This is a genomic window from Mangrovactinospora gilvigrisea, from assembly GCF_001879105.1.
Taxonomy (GTDB): Bacteria; Actinomycetota; Actinomycetes; order Streptomycetales; family Streptomycetaceae; genus Mangrovactinospora; species Mangrovactinospora gilvigrisea.
Genome location: NZ_MLCF01000171.1, coordinates 1 through 17511 on the forward strand (window position 1 = coordinate 1; position 17511 = coordinate 17511).

At 73.7% G+C, this 17511-nt stretch carries 11 protein-coding genes; 6 read left to right on the top strand and 5 right to left on the bottom strand.

The window, feature by feature from the left end; genetic code table 11:
- Positions 1-48 precede the first annotated feature (48 nt).
- A complete protein-coding gene (locus BIV57_RS22770) occupies positions 49-1236 on the bottom strand; it encodes a glycosyltransferase (protein ID WP_071658762.1) in 1188 nt (395 codons plus the stop codon).
- Between the two features lie 457 nt (positions 1237-1693).
- Between BIV57_RS22770 and BIV57_RS22775 the strand changes: the two genes are divergently transcribed.
- Both BIV57_RS22775 and BIV57_RS22780 read left to right on the top strand, forming a co-directional pair.
- Positions 1694-2272, top strand: a complete 579-nt coding sequence (locus tag BIV57_RS22775; RefSeq protein ID WP_139275770.1) for a hypothetical protein — start codon at positions 1694-1696, stop codon at positions 2270-2272.
- Between the two features lie 26 nt (positions 2273-2298).
- Positions 2299-4335: a glycoside hydrolase family 36 protein gene (locus BIV57_RS22780; protein ID WP_071658764.1), complete on the top strand. Its 2037-nt coding sequence runs from the start codon at positions 2299-2301 to the stop codon at positions 4333-4335.
- Between the two features lie 34 nt (positions 4336-4369).
- Here BIV57_RS22780 and BIV57_RS22785 read toward each other — a convergent pair whose 3' ends face one another.
- Together BIV57_RS22785 and BIV57_RS22790 are read right to left on the bottom strand one after the other, a co-directional pair.
- On the bottom strand, positions 4370-5740 hold the full coding sequence (locus tag BIV57_RS22785) for an alkaline phosphatase (protein ID WP_071658765.1): 1371 nt from the start codon (positions 5738-5740) through the stop codon (positions 4370-4372).
- A 247-nt stretch (positions 5741-5987) separates the two neighbouring features.
- Positions 5988-9272, bottom strand: coding sequence for a peptidoglycan recognition protein family protein (locus tag BIV57_RS22790; RefSeq protein WP_071658766.1), 3285 nt, complete (start codon positions 9270-9272; stop codon positions 5988-5990).
- A gap of 240 nt (positions 9273-9512) precedes the next feature.
- Between BIV57_RS22790 and BIV57_RS22795 the strand changes: the two genes are divergently transcribed.
- Positions 9513-10439 (top strand): undecaprenyl-diphosphate phosphatase, encoded by a 927-nt coding sequence (locus BIV57_RS22795; protein ID WP_071658767.1) that lies wholly within the window; start codon positions 9513-9515, stop codon positions 10437-10439.
- Positions 10440-10583: 144 nt separating this feature from the next.
- Positions 10584-12809, top strand: coding sequence for a transglycosylase domain-containing protein (locus tag BIV57_RS22800; RefSeq protein ID WP_071658768.1), 2226 nt, complete (start codon positions 10584-10586; stop codon positions 12807-12809).
- Between the two features lie 132 nt (positions 12810-12941).
- On the opposite strand, the gene BIV57_RS22805 is transcribed toward BIV57_RS22800, so the two are convergent.
- Together BIV57_RS22805 and glnII are read right to left on the bottom strand one after the other, a co-directional pair.
- Positions 12942-14366 carry a sulfatase family protein gene (locus BIV57_RS22805; protein WP_071658769.1) on the bottom strand — a complete coding sequence of 475 codons (1425 nt, stop codon included), beginning with the start codon at positions 14364-14366 and terminating at the stop codon, positions 12942-12944.
- Positions 14367-14471: 105 nt separating this feature from the next.
- A complete protein-coding gene (gene glnII / locus BIV57_RS22810) occupies positions 14472-15506 on the bottom strand; it encodes a glutamine synthetase (RefSeq protein ID WP_071658770.1) in 1035 nt (344 codons plus the stop codon).
- A 135-nt stretch (positions 15507-15641) separates the two neighbouring features.
- On the opposite strand from glnII, the gene BIV57_RS22815 reads away from it, so the two are divergent.
- The gene (locus BIV57_RS22815) at positions 15642-16262 is read left to right on the top strand and encodes a cyclodeaminase/cyclohydrolase family protein (RefSeq protein ID WP_071658771.1); all 621 of its coding nucleotides are present in this window, start codon (positions 15642-15644) and stop codon (positions 16260-16262) included.
- A 931-nt stretch (positions 16263-17193) separates the two neighbouring features.
- The coding region (locus BIV57_RS25655; protein WP_217651755.1) for a hypothetical protein at positions 17194-17511 on the top strand (318 nt) is incomplete at its 3' end.

A 17511-nucleotide genomic window follows, 5' to 3' on the forward strand; every position in this document is an offset into this window, starting at 1 on the left:
CGCCCTGAACCCCGGCACCCCACCCGGCGTTCGGTCCATGCGTCGAGTTCATCGGGGGTCTCCGTCCAGGACGAGGGGGCGGGGCGGGGGCGGAGCCGCCGCGGGCGTGAGGCCGGCGCGGGCGGCGATGACGGGGACGGGCCCCGGCGCCGCGCGGTGCAGCGCCAGCCCCGCCGCGCGCTGCGCGCGCCCCCTCGGCCCGTGCAGCAGGGCGTCGAGCGTCCCGCCGAGGGCGTCCGGCGTGCGCACCCACGCCGCGAGCCCCGCCTCCTCCAGCGCCTCCGCGTTGGTGCGCCCGTGCCCCGGTATGCAGCGGTAGCTGAGCACCGGCAGCCCCCCGGCGAAGGCCTCCAGGGAGGTGAGCCCGCCCGCGTTCTGCACCAGCACGTCGCACGCCCGCATCAGCGCGGGGACGTCGTCCACCCAGCCGAAGACGTGCGGCACGCCCTCCCGCCGCAGCCGCTCCGCGAGGCCGCGGTTGCGTCCGCAGACCACCACCGGGACGGCCGCCCCGGTGGCGCCGATCTCGGCGGCCGCGCGCCGCACCGGACCGACGCCCCAGGAGCCGGCGACCAGCAGCGCCAGCGGCGCGTCCGCGGGGAGGCCGAACCGGGCCCGGGCGGTGTCCCGCTGGGCCGGCGTCGCGGGCGCGAACCGCAGGTCGGTGGCGGGCCCGACGACGCTGACGGCGCACGCTCCCCGCGCGTGCGCCTGCGCGGCGGGCACGGCGTGGACGGCGAGGTGCGCATCGACGCCCGGCGCCACCCACATGGCGTGCACGGAGAAGTCGGTGAGGAAGGTGACGACCGGCACCGCCAGGTCGCCGCGCAGCCGCATCGCGCCGAGGACCTGGCTGGCGCCCGGGTAGGTGGAGACGACGGCGCGGGTGTCCGGCGGCAGCGCGCGCAGCAGGCGCCGCTCGGTGCCGCGCCGCAGCGACGGGCGCAGCACGCCGGGCCGGGCGGTGGCGCGGTCGGTCGCCGTGTAGAGCCGCTGGTAGCCGTCGGGCGCCCAGGCGAGCAGCGACCGGTAGGAGCCGGCGAGCAGGCGGCCGGTGCCGGCCGGCATCAGGTCGAGCAGGTCGTGGCGGTCCACCAGGAAGCCGTGCGCGGTGAGCCGTTGGGCGAGGCCTGCGGCGGCGCCGTCGTGGCCGGCGCCGACCCCCGCGGAGACGACGGCGATCCGCGCGGGGGTCACGGCGCGGGAGGGACCGGGGTCCGGGTCGGGCGTGGGCATGGGCGAACAGCCTCCTGATGGTCGTACCGCGCGGCCCGGGTCCGTCCGAGCCCCGACCACCATTGATCCCACTGGGTCCTCTGAGTTCTCTGAGACTTCTGCGACCACTCTGGGTACCGGCCGGGCCCGCCGGGGCCGCACCGGCGGGAGTTGAGAGCGAACTCCTAGCCCGGGACGCCTCGCGAGGGGGGACGCCGGCGCGTTCCCGCGGGTTGTCCCCGGGCCGGGTGTCCATGGGGTGGGGCCGATGCCGGGGCATTAGTGCCGTGGCCGGATATGTTTGCCGGGGCCCGGTGATCCGGTGCGGTGCATCGCAAGGCGCCGAATCGCAGCTCGTACGGGTGTCCTCGCAGGATTCGGCAACGCCGCGAGGTGCCGTGCCGGGCGCCGGGACGCGGTGAACGTATCCGGTCACGGCACTAGGGTGCCGAGGGCGTGACGACCGAGAGGGGACGGGATGCATCGGATGGGGCGGCCGGCGTGGGCGGTGCGCGAGGAGTGGTGGCCGCAGGCGCTGGAGGTGCCGCTGTGGTTCCGCGAGGTCGAGCTGCTCGTCACCCCCGAACTGCCGGAGGTGCCCGGCCCGTTGGACGTCGACCCGGGTGAGCTTCCCGCCCCCGGCGCCGGCGCCGACCGCACCGGCTGGGAGGAGGCGTGGCTCGCCTGGTGGCGGACTGCGCTGCTCGGCGCCGCCGCCGGCACCGGCGCCGAGGCGGAGCTGCCCGGCCCGCTCGGCCGGGCCGTCGCCGCCCGTGTCCAGGAGGCGCTGCGGTGGCAGGAGGGCCGCAAGAAGGCCGGCATGGACGTCTTCCTCGCCGGGCGGGGCCGCGAGCTGACGGTGACCCGGACGGTCGCCGAACTGGAGGAGGAGCTGGGGCGGGAGGCCCGCGCCTTCGACGCCGAGCTGGTGATGCTGCCCGTCCTGGAGGACGAGGTCCGCCGGGTCGGGCCCGCCAAGTGGCTCGTCCCGGAGCGGGTCCGGCTCGGCCCCGATTGGCCGGATGTGGCCCGGCGGCTGCTCGAACCGCTGGTCTGAGGCGTGCGCCGACTAGCGTCGGAGCCATGCCGATCACGGAGATTGCCGCGGGCGCGCTGCGCCTGGTGCTGGAGTTGGACGGGGACGGGCCGGCGCGGATCCGCGACGCCGCGGCGGGGCCGTCCGGGACGGCCGTGCCGCTGGTGGAGCTCGCCGCGGACGGCGACGGCCACACCGGCAACGGCGCTGCACCCCTGCACCGCGGATACCGGACGGCGGCGCGGCTGCGCCCGGTCGGGACGCAGGCGCACGACGGCGGGCTGACGGTCCGCCAGCGGGACGACGCCACCGGCCTGGTCGCCGAGACCGAGCTGCGCGCCGCGCACGGCGTGGTGCACGCCGCCACCACCGTCCGCAACGACGGCCCGCGCCCGGTCCGGATCCGCTACCTCTCCGCCCTCAACCTGCCGCTCTCCGGCGCCGGCCGCGGCCCCGACGCGCCGCACCGCGATCTGCGGCTGCACATCCCGCACCACTCCTGGTGCGCCGAGCTGCGCTGGGTGACGTACACCCCCGAGCAGCTGGGCCTCGTCGACGACGGCCCCGCGCAGGGCCGGCAGGGCACCCAGACCAGCCACCGCACCTCCGCCACCGGCAGCCGCTCGGCCGGCACGCAGGCGCCGGTCGCCGGCTGCACCGACACCGCCTCCGGCCGCGGCTGGGCGTGGCAGATCGAGCACAACGGCGCGTGGGTGTGGTCGCTGGACGACGGCGGCGGGGCGCTGCAGCTGCACCTCGCCGGGCCGACGGAGCAGGAGCACGGCTGGAGCGAACTGCTCGACCCCGGGCAGCGGTTCACCACCCCGCACATCGCGGTGGCCGCCGCCGAGGACGGCCTGGACGGCGCGCTGCGCGCGCTCACCGCCCACCGCCGGGCGCTGCGCCGCCCGCACCCGGACCTCGAGAACCTCCCGATCGTCTTCAACGACTACATGAACTGCCTGATGGGCGACCCGACCCGGGAGAAGCTGCTGCCGCTGGTGGACGCGGCGGCCGGCCTCGGCGCCGAGTACTTCGTCATCGACGCCGGCTGGTACGCCGATGACGGCGGCTGGTGGGAGACGGTCGGCGAGTGGCGGGAGTCCGCGGCGCGCTTCCCCGGCGGGCTGAAGGAGATCACCGACCGGATCCGGGAGGCCGGGATGGTGCCCGGCCTGTGGGTGGAACCGGAGGTGGTGGGCGTCCGCAGCCCGCTCGCCGCCGCGCTGCCCGAGGAGGCGTTCTTCGTCCGCGACGGCCGCCGCCTCGACCAGCGCGGCCGCCACCAGCTGGACTACCGGCACCCGGCGGTGGTGGCGCACATGGACGCGGTGATCGACCGGCTGGTGGCCGACTACGGCTGCGGCTACTTCAAGTTCGACTACAACATCGCGGTCACCGGGACGGACACCGGCGCGGCGAGCCCCGGTGCCGGACTGCTCGGCCACAACCGGGCGTTCCTCGCCTGGCTCGACGGGCTGCACGACCGGCACCCGGGGCTGGTGATCGAGAACTGCTCCTCGGGCGGGCTGCGGATGGACTACGCCTCGCTGGCGCGGATGCAGCTGCAGTCCACCAGCGACCAGCAGGACCCGGTGCACTACGCGCCGATCGCGGCCGCGGCGCCGTCCGGGGTGGCGCCGGAGCAGAGCGCGGTGTGGGCGTACCCGCAGCCGGAGTACGACGACCGGCTCAACGCCTTCACGATGGTGAGCGCGCTGCTGGGGCGCGTCCACCTCTCCGGGCGGATCGACCTGCTGAGCGAGGGCCAGCGGGCGCTGGTGGGCGAGGCGCTGGCGGTCTACCGGGAGATCCGCGGCCGGCTGCGCACCGCCCTGCCGCGCTGGCCGCTGGGCCTGCCCGGCTGGTACGACGAGGTCTGCGCGCTGCGGCTGGACGACGGCGACGGGGCCGGGGGCGCGCTGGTGGCGGTCTGGAACCGCGGCGAGGGGGAGGCGTCGGTCGACCTCGGCGGCGGCCGGGCGCGGCGGCTCTTCCCGGACCCGCAGGACGAGGCGGCGGAGGCGCCGGCGGTGCTGCCGCCGGGGCCGTCCGCCGCGCTCTACGAGGTCGGCGCGGTGTGACGCGCCGCTCGGCCGCCGCGCGCCGCGGCGGGGCTCAGCGCAGCCGCAGCGCCTGGGTCACCGTGGTGAACAGGTCGGTCTGGTCGGTGATCCCGGTGACCCGCTCGGCGTTCGGCCCGGTGGCGCCGATCCGCAGCTGGGTGCCGGTGTGCTCCTGGGACTTGGCCGGGTCGTTGTTGGAGTAGCTCACCTTCATCTGCTGGCCTTCGTTGGTGACCAGCGTCGAGGAGAGGCCGGCCGGGGCGGCGTCCAGCGGGACGATCTGGCTGGCGTGGGCGTGGTCCGCGGTGGTGACGACCAGCGTGTCGGGGTGCCTGCGCTGGTAGTCGAGCGCGGTCCGCACCGCGCGGTCGAAGGCCGCGGTCTCGCCGATCTGCCCGCACGGGTCGGCGGCGTGGTCCTGCTTGTCGATGGAGGCGCCCTCGACCTGGAGGAAGAAGCCCTTGCCGGAGTGCTTGGCGCGCTGCCTCGCCGTCAGCAGGTCGATCGCCGTGCTGGTCTGCTCGGCGAGCGACGGGGTGCCGGCCGGGCGGCCCGGGTTGGAGGTGGTGCAGCGCTGCGGGTCGGTGCCGCCGAGGGCCGCCTTCTTGCCGGTCCACTCCACGGGGACGTTGCCGTCCGCGAAGAGGCCGAGCAGCGGGCCGGAGCCCTTCTTCGCCGCGGCCGCCAGCGCGTCCCGGTCGGTGACGACCCGGTAGCCGGCCTCGCGGGCCTGCTGGGTGACGGTCTTGCCCTTGTCGCGGCCCTCGGCGATGGTCTGGTCGAAGCGCGCCTTGCCGCCGCCCATCAGCACGTCCGCGCCGGTGGCCACGGTCTGCTCGGCGATGGAGCCGCGGCCGCCGGCGGAGAGCAGGTCGGCGGGGCAGGTCTTCATGTCGGCCGGGCCCTGGCAGTCGCGGTTGGCGACGTGCGCGTCCTGCACGGCCGGGGTGGCGTCGGTCAGCTCGGCGGTGGTGATGTTGCCGGTGGCCAGGCCCTGCCTCTTGGCCAGCTCCAGCATGGTGGGCACCGGCCGGTCGGTGTCCGGGGTCTTGGAGATGCGGCCGTTGAGGGTCTTCCGCCCGGTGGCCCAACCGGAGCCGGAGGCGGCCGAGTCGGTGACGTAGACGGGGCGCTTCTTCTCGTCGACCGCGTAGGTGGTGTAGGCGCCGGTGGCGGCGAGGCCGTCCATGTTCAGCCGTCCGGCGGCGCCGACCGTGTAGTTGCGGGCCAGCGTGATCTCCGAGTCGCCCATGCCGTCGCCGATCAGCAGGATGACGTTCTTGGCGCGGGACGGGGAGGCGGCCGCCGCCTCGGAGCCGGCCGGCCCCTGGGCGAGGACGGGCACGACCACGGCGGCGACGGCCGTCGCGGCGACGGCGGTGGTGAGCGCGGCGCGGCGGCCGCGGGTGGCGCGAGGGAACACGGTCAACTCCACGGTTGGGACGGGCTTTACGTGCGCATTAAGGTCAACGTCTGGAAAAGATCCGGCGGTGTCGGGGGAGGGACGGCGAGGTGAACGGGGGACGAGCGGTTGGTCGGCGCCGTCCCGCCGGCAGCGTCCCGGCCCGCCGCGCCCCGTCCGCAACGCGACCGCCCGCAACGCGGCGGCGGCGCCGCCCGGGGGATTCCCGGGCGGCGCCGCCGCCTTTGGAACTGCTGGGTGCCGCGCGCTACTTGGTGAAGTAACCGACCAGGTCGGCCACCAGGTTCACGCTCCCGGAGCTGTTGTAGAAGGTGACCTTGCCGCTGCTGATCGGCACCATCACCAGGTTGGAGATGTTCTCCGCCGCGTAGAAGTTGAGGTTCGACGCGGTCGGACGGGCGATGGCGCTCGGATAGACCGTCACATAGCTGGTCGCCGTGCCGCCGGTGGCGGTCACATTGAGGACCACCGCGGTGGCGTCCGTCGGCACCCCGTTCTTGCCGCCGACGGTGAGCGTCACCGTCTTGGCGGCGCCCACGGCGCCCTTGCTGACGCCGGTGCCGTTGCGGGTGTCCATCACCCGCACCGGGCCGGCGTTGTGCTCGATCGATCCGGACGCGGTGCCGAACCAGCCGGTGATGTCGGCGATCAGGTTCACCGATCCGGCGTTGTTGTAGAAGTCGACCTTGCCGTTGACCACCGGCACCACCACCAGGTTGGCGATCGTGGTGCTCGCCGGGAAGTTGAGGTTCGAGGCGGAGGTGCGGGTGGTGCCGTCCGGGAAGACGGAGACGTAGCTGGAGGCCGTGGCCCCGGTGGCGGTGACGTTCATGACGACCGCCGAGACGCCGGTGGCCGGGACCCCGGCCTTCCCCGCGACCGTCAGGCTGACCGTCTTGGCGGCGCCGACCTTGGCCGTCGGCACACCGCCCGTCCCGTTCCGGGTGTCCATGATGCGCGTCGGGTTGAGGCTGTTGAGCTTCGACCCGCTGCCGTCACTGGTGTAGTAGCCCACCAGGTCGGCTATGAGGTTCACGCTCCCGGCGTTGTTGTAGAAGTCGACCTTGCCGTTGACGATCGGCACGGTCACCAGGTTGGGGATGGTCTGCCCGGCCTTGAAGTTGAGGTTCGAGGCCGAGGTGCGGGTGGTGCCGTCCGGGTAGACGGAGGCGTAGCTGTTGGCCGTCGCACCCGTCGCGGTGACGTTGAGGACGGCGGCGGTGACGCCCGAGGAGGGCACCCCCGCCTGCCCGGTCACCTGGAGGGTCACCTTGGCGGCCGTGCCGACCTTCGCCTTGGGCACGCCGCCGGTGCCGTCCCGGGTGTCCATCACCCGGGTCGGGGTGACGGGCTTCAGCGTCCCGGTCGGCGGGGTGTTCGGCTGCGTCACCGTCACGTCGGAGGCCTTCACATAGGCGATCCGGTGGTTGTAGGTGATCGGGTAGTACGCGGTGGTGCCGGCGACGACCAGGCAGTCCGGGGTGGCGGTGCAGTTGAAGTTCTCGGAGTAGTAGTAGTCGCCCTTGATCGAGGCCGCCGCCGGGTACGACTGACCCGGCTGGATGGTCTCCTTGCTGAACGGCGTCAGCTGCTGGTTCGGGTCGCCGGCCACCGAGGAGAGCGCCGCCGGGTAGGCGGAGGTCTCCGGGTAGGCCCGCCCGTACACCGGGACCGCGGTCGAACCGGCCGGGGTGATCAGCTGCTTGGCCGTCCTCGTGTTGGCCATGGTGTAGGCCCCGCCGGGGTTGTTGAACCAGGCCTTCTGCCCGTCGTACCAGATCGCCGTCCAGTCGCCCGAGACGTCCGCGACCGCGAAGGTCTGCCCGTAGACGGCCTTGGCGGTCCAGTCCGAGGCGACGGTGGTGCCGGTCGCGATGCCCTTCGCGGTGAAGTACGGGTCCTTGATCAGCGCGGCGCTGCTGGACGGACTCGTCCGCAGGTAGACGAAGTTGGCCTGGTGCGCCGGGCAGGCGGTGGTGGCCGACCCGCAGCCCGTCACCGTCGGCTCGTAGGAGGTGCTCCACGGCGGGGCGATGGTGACCGTCCCGCCGACCACGGGCATCCCGTTGCCGTTCGGGGCGGCGCCCATCAGCGCCAGGTAGTGGCTCCAGTTCCACCAGGTGCCGGGGTCCCAGTGCATGCCGGTGTAGTAGGCGTCCAGCGGGCCGGGCACCCCGTCGTGGCCGATCACATGGGTGCGGTCCAGCGAGATCCCGAACTTGCTCCCGAGGTACTTCACCAGCGCGGCGGACGACTGGTACTCCTGCTCGGTGTACCAGCTGCCGGTGGTCAGCGCGTAGCCCTCGTGCTCGATGCCGATGGAGTGCGCGTTGGTGTACCAGTTGCCGGCGTGCCGGGCGATGTTCTTGGTCTGCACCATCTGGGTGACCGAGCCGTCCGCGCCGACCACGTAGTGGGCGCTGGTGTGGGCCTTCGGGTCCTGGAAGGTGCTGATCGCGGAGGCCAGCGACGACTCGGTGTCGTGGATGACGATGGTGTCGACCGAGCCGCCGTCCGCCGGACGGTTGGCCAGGTCGTAGTTGCCGTAGTTCGTCGGGTCCGTGGTGCTGGTCTGCTGGTACGCGGCCGGCTTGAAGGTGCAGGTCAGCGTCGACGGGCACTCCGGCGTCGGCGTCGCGGTGGTCGCCGCCTGGGTGGCCGCCCCGGCGCGGGCGTCGCCCTGCCGGATCGGGTCGCGCAGGTCGGGGCTGACCGCGGTGCGGTCGGAGCGCGCCGGGACGGAGGAGTCCGCGGCGAGGCTCAGCGCCTGGTTGTCGGAGGTGACGCGCTGCGCGCCGGTGCGCACGGTGGCCAGCACCCGGTCCGCGAACTGCTTGGCGGTGACGGCGTTCTGGGCCCCGCTGAACCGCTCGATCGCCGGGGTCCACGCCGCCGGGTCGGAGCCGCTGCCGGGCGCCGAGCCGGTGGCGGCCCGCTGGTAGGAGGCGAGCAGCGCGGCGCCGCCGCGGACGCTCTGCCTCGCGGAGGACTTCAGCGCGCCGGTGTCGGCCTTGATCAGCGACGCGGCGGTGGCCAGCGTCCGCATGGCCGGCGTTATCGGCTGCTGGGGGCTGCTGTCCGCGGTGGGCTTCGCGGCGCGCGCGGTGGCGGCGGTGCCGCCCTTGTTGCGCAGCTTCCGCGGCAGGTCTCCGGTGCCGCCGAGCTCCGGGCCGGTGGAGGCGTCCAGTTCGGCGCGGGTGACGTCGGTCAGACCCATGACGTTGTAGTTGCCGGTCATGCTCGGCTTGCCCTGGTGCGTCTCCCACAGCGTCTGCTGGTAGGAGACGGCGAGCAGGACGCTCTCCGGAACATGGAACTCCGCGGCGGCGGAGGCGAAGTCCGCCTGGAGCGCGCGGGAGGGGGCGTGCAGGGCGGCGCCGGCGGCGGCCGCGGGCGGCGGTCCGGAGGGCGTCGAGCTGCCCGACGCGGCCTGGGCGACGACGACCGCGGCGACCGCCGCCGCGGCGGTGCCGGCGACCGCGGCGATCCTGCGTCTCTTCCTGCGGGTCGAGCTGCGATGTCCTGGGCTCACAGTTCTCTCCTGATCCCAAAGTGGCGGCAGTTGCCGCAAGGCGGCGCGAGACTAGCAGGAGATCACCGTTTCGCGGCTATCAGTGGACAATTCGGAGTAATCTCCGACAGGTCGCGCATCAAGGGCGTGTCAGTTTCCGCTGTGCGCCGCGGCGTTCGAGCCGCCTGTTCACCTGGCTGCCCGCGGCCGTTCGCCGGTGGTACGGATTCCGGCCCGGAGCGGCGCCCTACAGTGCGCGCCATGACAGCGCTGAGCTACCCCGAGGCGGTGGGCGTGGGCCTGCTGCAGGGCGTGACCGAGCTCTTCCCGGTCTCCAGCCTCGGGCACAGCATCCTCGTCCCGGCCCTGGTGGGCGGTCGTCTGGCGCGCGACCTCAATGTCGCGGCGACCGACTCGCCCTACCTCAACGTGCTGGTCGGCCTCCACCTGGCCACCGCGCTGGCGCTGGTCGTCTACTTCTGGCGGGACTGGGTGCGGGTGATCGGCGGGCTGTGGACGTCGATCCGCGACCGCAAGGTGGAGACCGTCGACCAGAAGCTCGCCTGGATGCTGGTGATCGCCACCATCCCGGTCGGCATCGCCGGCGTCGCCCTGGACCACGTCTTCCGCGAGCACCTGGGCAAGCCGGTCCCCGCGGCCTGCTTCCTCGCCGCCAACGGCCTCGTCCTCTACCTCACCGAGCGGCTGCGCCGCGGCGGCGGGGGCAGGCACCGGGTCGGGGCGGAGGAGGCCCCGGGCGCCGAGCTCACCCAGCGGCAGCGCGACGAGGCCTCGGACGCCCGCATCACCAGGCTCTCCTACGGCCGGGCCACCCTGATCGGGGCGGCGCAGATCCTGGCGCTGCTGCCCGGCATCAGCCGCTCCGGCGTCACCATCAGCGCCGGCATCTTCCGCGGCCTCAACCACGAGGACTCGGCGCGCTTCGCGTTCCTGCTCGCCACACCCGTGATTGCGGCGGCCGCGCTGCTGAAGCTGCCGCCGCTGATGGGGCATCAGGGCGACGGCATCCGCGGCCCCCTGCTGGCCGGCAGCGTGGCGGCGTTCGTCGCCGCGTACATCGCGGTGCGCTGGCTGACCCGCTACTTCGAGACCCGGACGCTCACCCCGTTCGCGATCTACTGCCTGGTGGCGGGCGCCGGCAGCGCCGTCTACCTCTCGGTGCGCTGACGGACCCCGGCCCGCGGTGATCCGCGGGGTGCGGGAGGCCTCTGGGACGCCCGAAGATCCCTGGGGCATCACCGCAGTTGGGGCAAGGTAAAAGGGCGCGATCTCTTATGCGGCCCCTGCGCCTGATCGGCGTATTGTTCCCCCATGCCGATACGGGGCCGAGTTCGGCCGCGCCGCGTCCGCCTGATGATGCGTCTGCTGCTGGCCAGCGTCCTCGCCGGCGTCCTCGCCGCCGGGCTCGCGCTGCCCGCGCTCGGCGGTCTCGGCCTCTCCGCGCGGGCCGCCTCCACCGCCTTCCAGGACCTGCCCAGCGACCTCAAGACCCCGCCGCTCGCCCAGGCCTCGCACCTCTACGACGCCGGCGGCAACCTCATCGCCACCGTCTACGACCGCGACCGCGTCGTCGTCCCCGGATCGAAGATGGCCCCCGTCGCCCGCACCGCCGTGGTCGCCATCGAGGACCACGACTACTACAAGCACGGCGCCCTCTCGGTGCGCGGCATCTTCCGGGCCCTGAACCGCAATGCCGGCACCGGCGGCATCGAGCAGGGCGCCTCCACGCTCACCCAGCAGTACGTCAAGAACGTCTTCGTGGAGGAGGCCGGCGACGACCCCAAGGCCGTCGCCTACGCCCAGCGGCAGACCCTGGACCGCAAGCTCCAGGAGGCCCGCTACGCGATAGCCGTGCAGAAGCGGATGAGCCGCGAGCAGATCCTCACCAACTACCTCAACATCACCTACTTCGGCGAGGGCGCCTACGGCATCGAGTCGGCGGCCCGCCGCTTCTTCGACGTCCACGCGGACCGGCTGACGCTGCCGCAGGCGGCGCTGCTCGCCGGGCTCGTCCAGTCGCCCAGCGCCTACGACCCGCTGCAGCACCCGGTCGCCGCCAAGGCGCGGCGGGCGGAGGTGCTGCTGGCGATGCACCGCTACGCCGGCCTCTCGACCGCCGACTACCGGGCCGCGCTGGCCACCCCGCTCGGCCTCAAGCCGAAGGCTCCGCGCGAGGGCTGCATCACCGCCGGCAACGGCGAGGGCTTCTTCTGCGACTACGTCTACCACGCGATCCTGGACGACGCCGCGTTCGGCAGGACCAAGGCGGCGCGGAAGCAGCTGTGGGAGCGCGGCGGGCTCACCATCCGCACCACGCTCGACCCCAAGGCGCAGACCGCGCTGCAGAAGTCGGTGACCTCGCACGTGAACTCCACGGACCGGGCGGCGACCGCGATGTCGCTGGTCCAGCCCGGCACCGGGAAGATCATGGCGATGGGGCAGAGCCGGCTCTACGGCCCCGGCTCGGGCCAGACCGAGATCAACCTCAACACCACCACCGCGATGGGCGGCGGCCTCGGCTTCCCGACGGGGTCGACGTTCAAGCCGATCGTGGCCGCGGCGGCGCTGGAGCAGGGGCTGACGCCGGCGCAGCGGTACCCGGCGCCGTACGACATGCCGTGGCCGGACATGACCTCCTGCAAGGGCACCCACTTCCCGAACGCCGGGGACGTCCACAACGACAGCCAGTCGCTGGTCGGGCCGTTCGCCATGCCCAAGGCGATGGCGCAGTCCGTCAACACCTACTTCGCGGCGCTGGAGGGCGACACGGGCCTGTGCAACGTCGCCGACATGGCGCGCAGCATGGGCATCACCAAGCAGGCCGGCGGCGAGCCGCTGAGCGTGGTGCCGTCGATGACGCTGGGCAGCAACGACCTGACGCCGCTGCAGATCGCCGAGGTCTACGCGACGTTCGCCAACGAGGGCGTCTACTGCCCCCCGCAGGCGGTCGTCTCGGTGACGGCGCCGGGCGGCAAGGTGCTGAGCGCCCCGGCGGACGGGTCGGCGTGCAAGCGGGTGATGTCGAAGCACACCGCGAACGAGATCACCACGATGCTGAAGGGCGTGGTCGAGGACGGCACGGGGGCGCCGGCCGGGCTGAGCGATCGGGAGAGCGCGGGCAAGACCGGCACCACCGACGAGAGCAAGCAGGTCTGGTTCGTCGGCTACACGCCGCAGTTGAGCGGGGCGACGGTGGTCTCGGACACGGTCCATCCGGCGGACCTGGACGGCCAGATGATCGGCGGGCAGTGGGTGGGCCAGGCGTTCGGCGGGACGCTGGCGGGGCCGATCTGGCGCGACGCGATTTCCGGAGCGCTGTCCGGTCAGCCGGCGGAGTCGCTGACGACGACGCAGCTGCCGGCGGGGAGCTACGACAACGGCAAGCCGAAGCACGGCGGTTCCGGCGGCGGTGGCGGGGGGAACGGCGGTGGCGGCGGGAACGGCAACGGTGGCGGGAACGGTGGTGGCGGCGGTGGGAACGGCGGCGGGTTCACGCCGGGCGGAGGCGGCACCGGCTTCCTCCCCGGCGGCGGCTGACCCGTCCCCGGCTCGCCGCCCCTCCGCCCCGGCACCCCACCCGGGGTCGGCGCGGTGCCGACGCCGCCGGTGCCCGTCCGGCTCCACGCGCCCGGCTTCGCCGGGCGGGAGGGGCACCGGCGGCGGGGAGGGCTACACGACGTCCTCGTACTGGGTCTGGAGCTCGGTGAGCCGGTCCTTCAGCGCCGCCACGGGGGTCGCGTACGCCGGGTCCGCGTAGACGTTCCGCAACTCGCGCGGGTCCGCCACCAGATCGAACAGCTCCCACTCCTCCGGATGCGTCTCCGCCGACGCCCCCGAGTCCTGCGGACGCCCCTGCCCCGGGTAGCAGATCAGCTTGTGCGTCCCCGTCCGCACCCCGAAGCTCGCCGGCGCCCGATGCGCCAGATCGAAGTGCTCGAAGTACCGGTAGTACACCGCGTCCCGCCAGTCAGCCGGCGCGTCACCGCCCTCCAGCAGCGGAAGCAGCGACCGCCCCTGCATCCGCGGATGCGGCGCCACCCCGGCGGCGTCCAGCAGCGTCGGCGCGAAGTCGATGTTCGCCACCAGCTCCTCGCGCCGCTGCCCCGCCGGGACGACCCCCGGCCACCGCACCACCAGCGGGATCCGCAGCGCCTCCTCGTACATGAACCGCTTGTCGAACCACCCGTGCTCGCCCAGGAAGAAGCCGTGGTCGGAGGTGTAGACGACCATCGTGTCGGCCGAGAGGCCGGTCTCGTCCAGCCGGTCCAGCACCCGTCCCACGCCCTCGTCCAGCGAGGCGACCGTGCGCAGGTAGTTCTTGATGTAGCGCTGGTAGCGCCACTCCGTCTCCTCGCGCTCGGTGAGCCCCTCCGGCACCGGCTCCTTGAGGTCCTCCTCCTCCCTCAGGTACCGCAGGTGCATCCGGGCCTCACTGGCGACCTTCGCGCGGCCCGCCATGTCGTCGTGGAGCGTCGGCGGCGCCGGGATCTCCACGTCCGTGTAGAGCGCGCGGTGCCGCTCGGCCGCCTCCCACTCGCGGTGCGGCGCCTTGTGCTGGACGAGGATGCAGAACGGCCGGTCCGGATCGCGGGCGTCGATCCACTCCAGCGCCCGGTCGGTGATGATGTCGGTGACGTAGCCGCGGTGCTGGACCTCGCCCTCCGGGGTGAGGAACGTCGGGTCGCTGTAGACGCCGTGGTGGGGGAGGACCTCCCAGTGGTCGAAGCCGTGGGGGTCGCTCTTGCCGCCGTGCCCGAGGTGCCACTTGCCGACGATCGCGGTCTGGTAGCCGGCCGCCTGGAGCATCGCGGGGAAGCTCGGCTGGGTGGCGTCGAACTGGCCCTCGCCGCGCTCGGCGAGCGTCGTCATGCCGTGCACATGGCTGTAGACGCCGGTCAGCAGCGTGCCGCGGGCGGGGGAGCAGATGGAGTTGGTGCAGAAGGTGTTGCCGAAGAGCGCGCCCTCGGCGGCGAGTCGGTCCACCGCCGGCGTCTCGTTGATGACGCTGCCGTAGGCCCCGATGGCCGGTGCGGCGTGGTCGTCCGTCATGAACAGGACGATGTTGGGGCGGTCTTGGTGCTCTGCGCGCGGCATGAAACGCGTCCTCCCTCGGACCGGATGTCAGTACATCGGATGTTAGACCGAGGGAGGACGTGAAAAACAAGGGAGCCTTGCGGAGTCGATCAGGAGCCGACGGGCTCAGACCTGGCCGGCCTTCTCCAGCGCCGTGCAGCAGGTGTCCACCATCAGGCGGGTGACCGTGTACGGGTCGACGTTGGCGTTGGGGCGGCGGTCCTCGATGTAGCCCTTCTTGTCGACCTCGACCTGCCACGGGATCCGCACCGACGCGCCGCGGTCCGAGACGCCGTAGCTGTACTCGTTCCACGGGGCCGTCTCGTGCAGGCCGGTGAGGCGGTCGTCGATGCCGGCGCCGTAGTGCTTGACGTGGTCCATCGGCTTGGAGCCCTCGCCCAGCGACTCGCACGCGGTGATGATCGCCTCGTAGCCCTCGCGCATCGCCCGGGTGGAGAAGTTGGTGTGCGCGCCGGCGCCGTTCCAGTCGCCCTTCACCGGCTTGGGGTCGAGCGTCGCGGAGACGTCGAAGTCCTCGGCGACCCGGTAGAGCAGCCAGCGCGCCACCCACAGCTGGTCGGCGACGTCCAGCGGCGCCAGCGGGCCGACCTGGAACTCCCACTGACCGGGCATCACCTCGGCGTTGATGCCGGAGATGCCGAGGCCGGCGGCGAGGCAGATGTCGAGGTGCTTCTCGACGATGTCGCGGCCGTGGATCTCGTCCGCGCCGACGCCGCAGTAGTAGCCGCCCTGCGGGGCGGGGAAGCCGGCCTCGGGGAAGCCGAGCGGGCGGGCGCCCTTGAAGAAGGTGTACTCCTGCTCGATGCCGAAGATCGGCTCCTGCTCGCCGAAGCGCTCGGAGACCTCGCGCAGCGCGGCGCGGGTGTTCGACTCGTGGACGGAGCCGTCGGTGTTGAGCACCTCGCAGAGCACCAGCAGGTCCTCGCCGCCGCGGATCGGGTCCGGGCAGGCGAAGACGGGCTTGAGGACGCGGTCGGAGGCGTGGCCCTCGGCCTGGTTGGTGCTGGAGCCGTCGAATCCCCAGTCGGGGAGGTCCGCGGGGGAGGCGGCCGGCGTCCCGGTCAGGATCTTCGTCTTGGAACGGAGCTTGGCGGTCGGCTCGGTGCCGTCGATCCAGATGTACTCGGCCTTGTAAACCATGCGGGTCCTCGGTGGCTGTGCGGCTGCAGGGGATGTCCGCACACCGTGTCAAGCGGCGGTTTCTCATTCGTTCCGCTTATGTGAACGCGATGTTTCGGCACGGCGGTCGGCTTCGATCCCGATAGGGTTGGTTGCGTGCAGGACACGACGATCGGCGGGTATCTGGAGCAGCTCGCGGCGCGGGTGCCCGCGCCGGGCGGGGGCGCGGCGGCGGCGCTGCATGCCGCGCAGGCGGCCGCGTTGATCGGGATGGTCGCGCGGTACAGCGACGGCCCGAAGTACGCGGCGGCGCGGCCGCAGATCCGCGACATCCGCGAGGAGGCCGACGCGCTGCGCGCGACGGCGCTGCGGCTGGCGGAGGAGGACGCGGCGGCGTTCGGCGCGGTCGCGGAGGCGTACGGGATGCCGCGGGCGACGGACGAGCAGAAGTCGGCGCGGTCGGCGGCGATCGGCGCTGCGCTGGCGGAGGCGGCGGTGCCGCCCGCGGAGACGGCGCAGGTGGCGGCGCGGCTGGTGGAGTTGGCGGCGGCGGTGCTGCCGGTCGGCAACCGCAATGTGGTGACGGACGTGGGCGCGGCGGCGTCGGCGGCGCGGGCGGCGGCGGAGACGGCGCGGCTCAATGTCGAGGTGAACCTCGCGGGGATTCGCGACGCGGGGCGGGCGGCGACGCTCCGCGATGTCGTCGACGGCGTCGACGCCACGGTGACGGCCGCCGACGACGTCTCCGCCAAGGTCCGCGCCCTCCTCCGCGGTTGACGCCCCCAGCGTCGCCGCCCCTCCGCGGTTGACGCTTCCAGCGTTGCCGCCCCTCCGCCCCGGCACCCCACCCGCCCCTGGGTGAGCGGCCGCCCACCCTCACCCGGGCCCCAGTGCCGCCGTCCCGCGGCGCTGCTGGCACTCGCGCGCTGCACGGCGGGACCCCGTCCGCCTGAAGCTGACGGGTTCGCTCACTCGGTGGGGCCCTCGACGCCGGTGTGCCGCGCGGCGCGCGGATGGAAGACGGCAGCCGCCCTCGCGCAGCCCGCGGCGCTCGCGCTGCGCGGTCGGATCGTGCGCGCCTCGGGGGTGCCCCGTCGGCGTTTCCGGTGCCGGTGGCGCTCGATTCGTCCCGAGGCGGCGGCTCTACCGTCCCGCGTTGCGTGGCGGCGCTCGCGCCGTTCCGGGGTGGTGGGTCTGTCCGCTGCCGCCGCTGCCCCCAGCACCGCCGTCTTGCGCGGCGCTCGCGCGCTCGCGGCGGGTCCTCGCCCATCTGAAGCTGACGGGTTCGCTCACGCTGTGCGGCCTCGGCGTCGGTGTGCTGGGCGGCTCGGGGCGCTCGCGCTGCGCGGCGGGGTCGCGCGGCTCGGTGTGGCCCTGCGGTGTTTCCGGTGCAGGTGGTGCTCGATTCGTCCCGAGGCGGCGGCTCTACTGTCCCGCGTTGCGTGGCGGCGCTTGCGCCGTTCCGGGGTGGTGGGTCTGTCCGCTGCCGCCGCTGCCCCACCAGCACCGCTATCTCGCGCGGCGCTTGGCGCTCGCGCGCCCGCGGCGGAGTCCGTACGTCTGGAGTTGACGGGTTCGCTCACGTTGTGCGGCCTCCGTGTCGGTGTGCTGGGCGGCTCGGGGCGCTCGCGCTGCGCGGTAGGGTCGCGCGTGCCTCGGGGTGCCCCGTCGGCGTTTCTGGTGCCGTCGGCGCTCGGGCCGGTCCGGGGTGGTGGGGTCCGTCCGCTGCCCGGCCCTGCTCCCCAGCACCGCCGTCTCGCGCGGCGCTTCGCGCTCGCGGCGGGACCTCGCCCGTCTGGAGTTGGCGGGTTCGCTCGCCGCGTCCGTCCGCTGCCCGGCCCTGCCCTCCAGCACCGCCGTCTCGCGCGGCGCTTCGCGCTCGCGGCGGGACCTCGCCCGTCTGGAGTTGGCGGGTTCGCTCGCCGCGTCCGTCCGCTGCCCGGCCCTGCCCTCCAGCACCGCTGTCTCGCGCGGCGCTTGGCGCTTGGCGTCTTCGCGCTCGCGGCGGGACCTCGCCCGTCTGGAG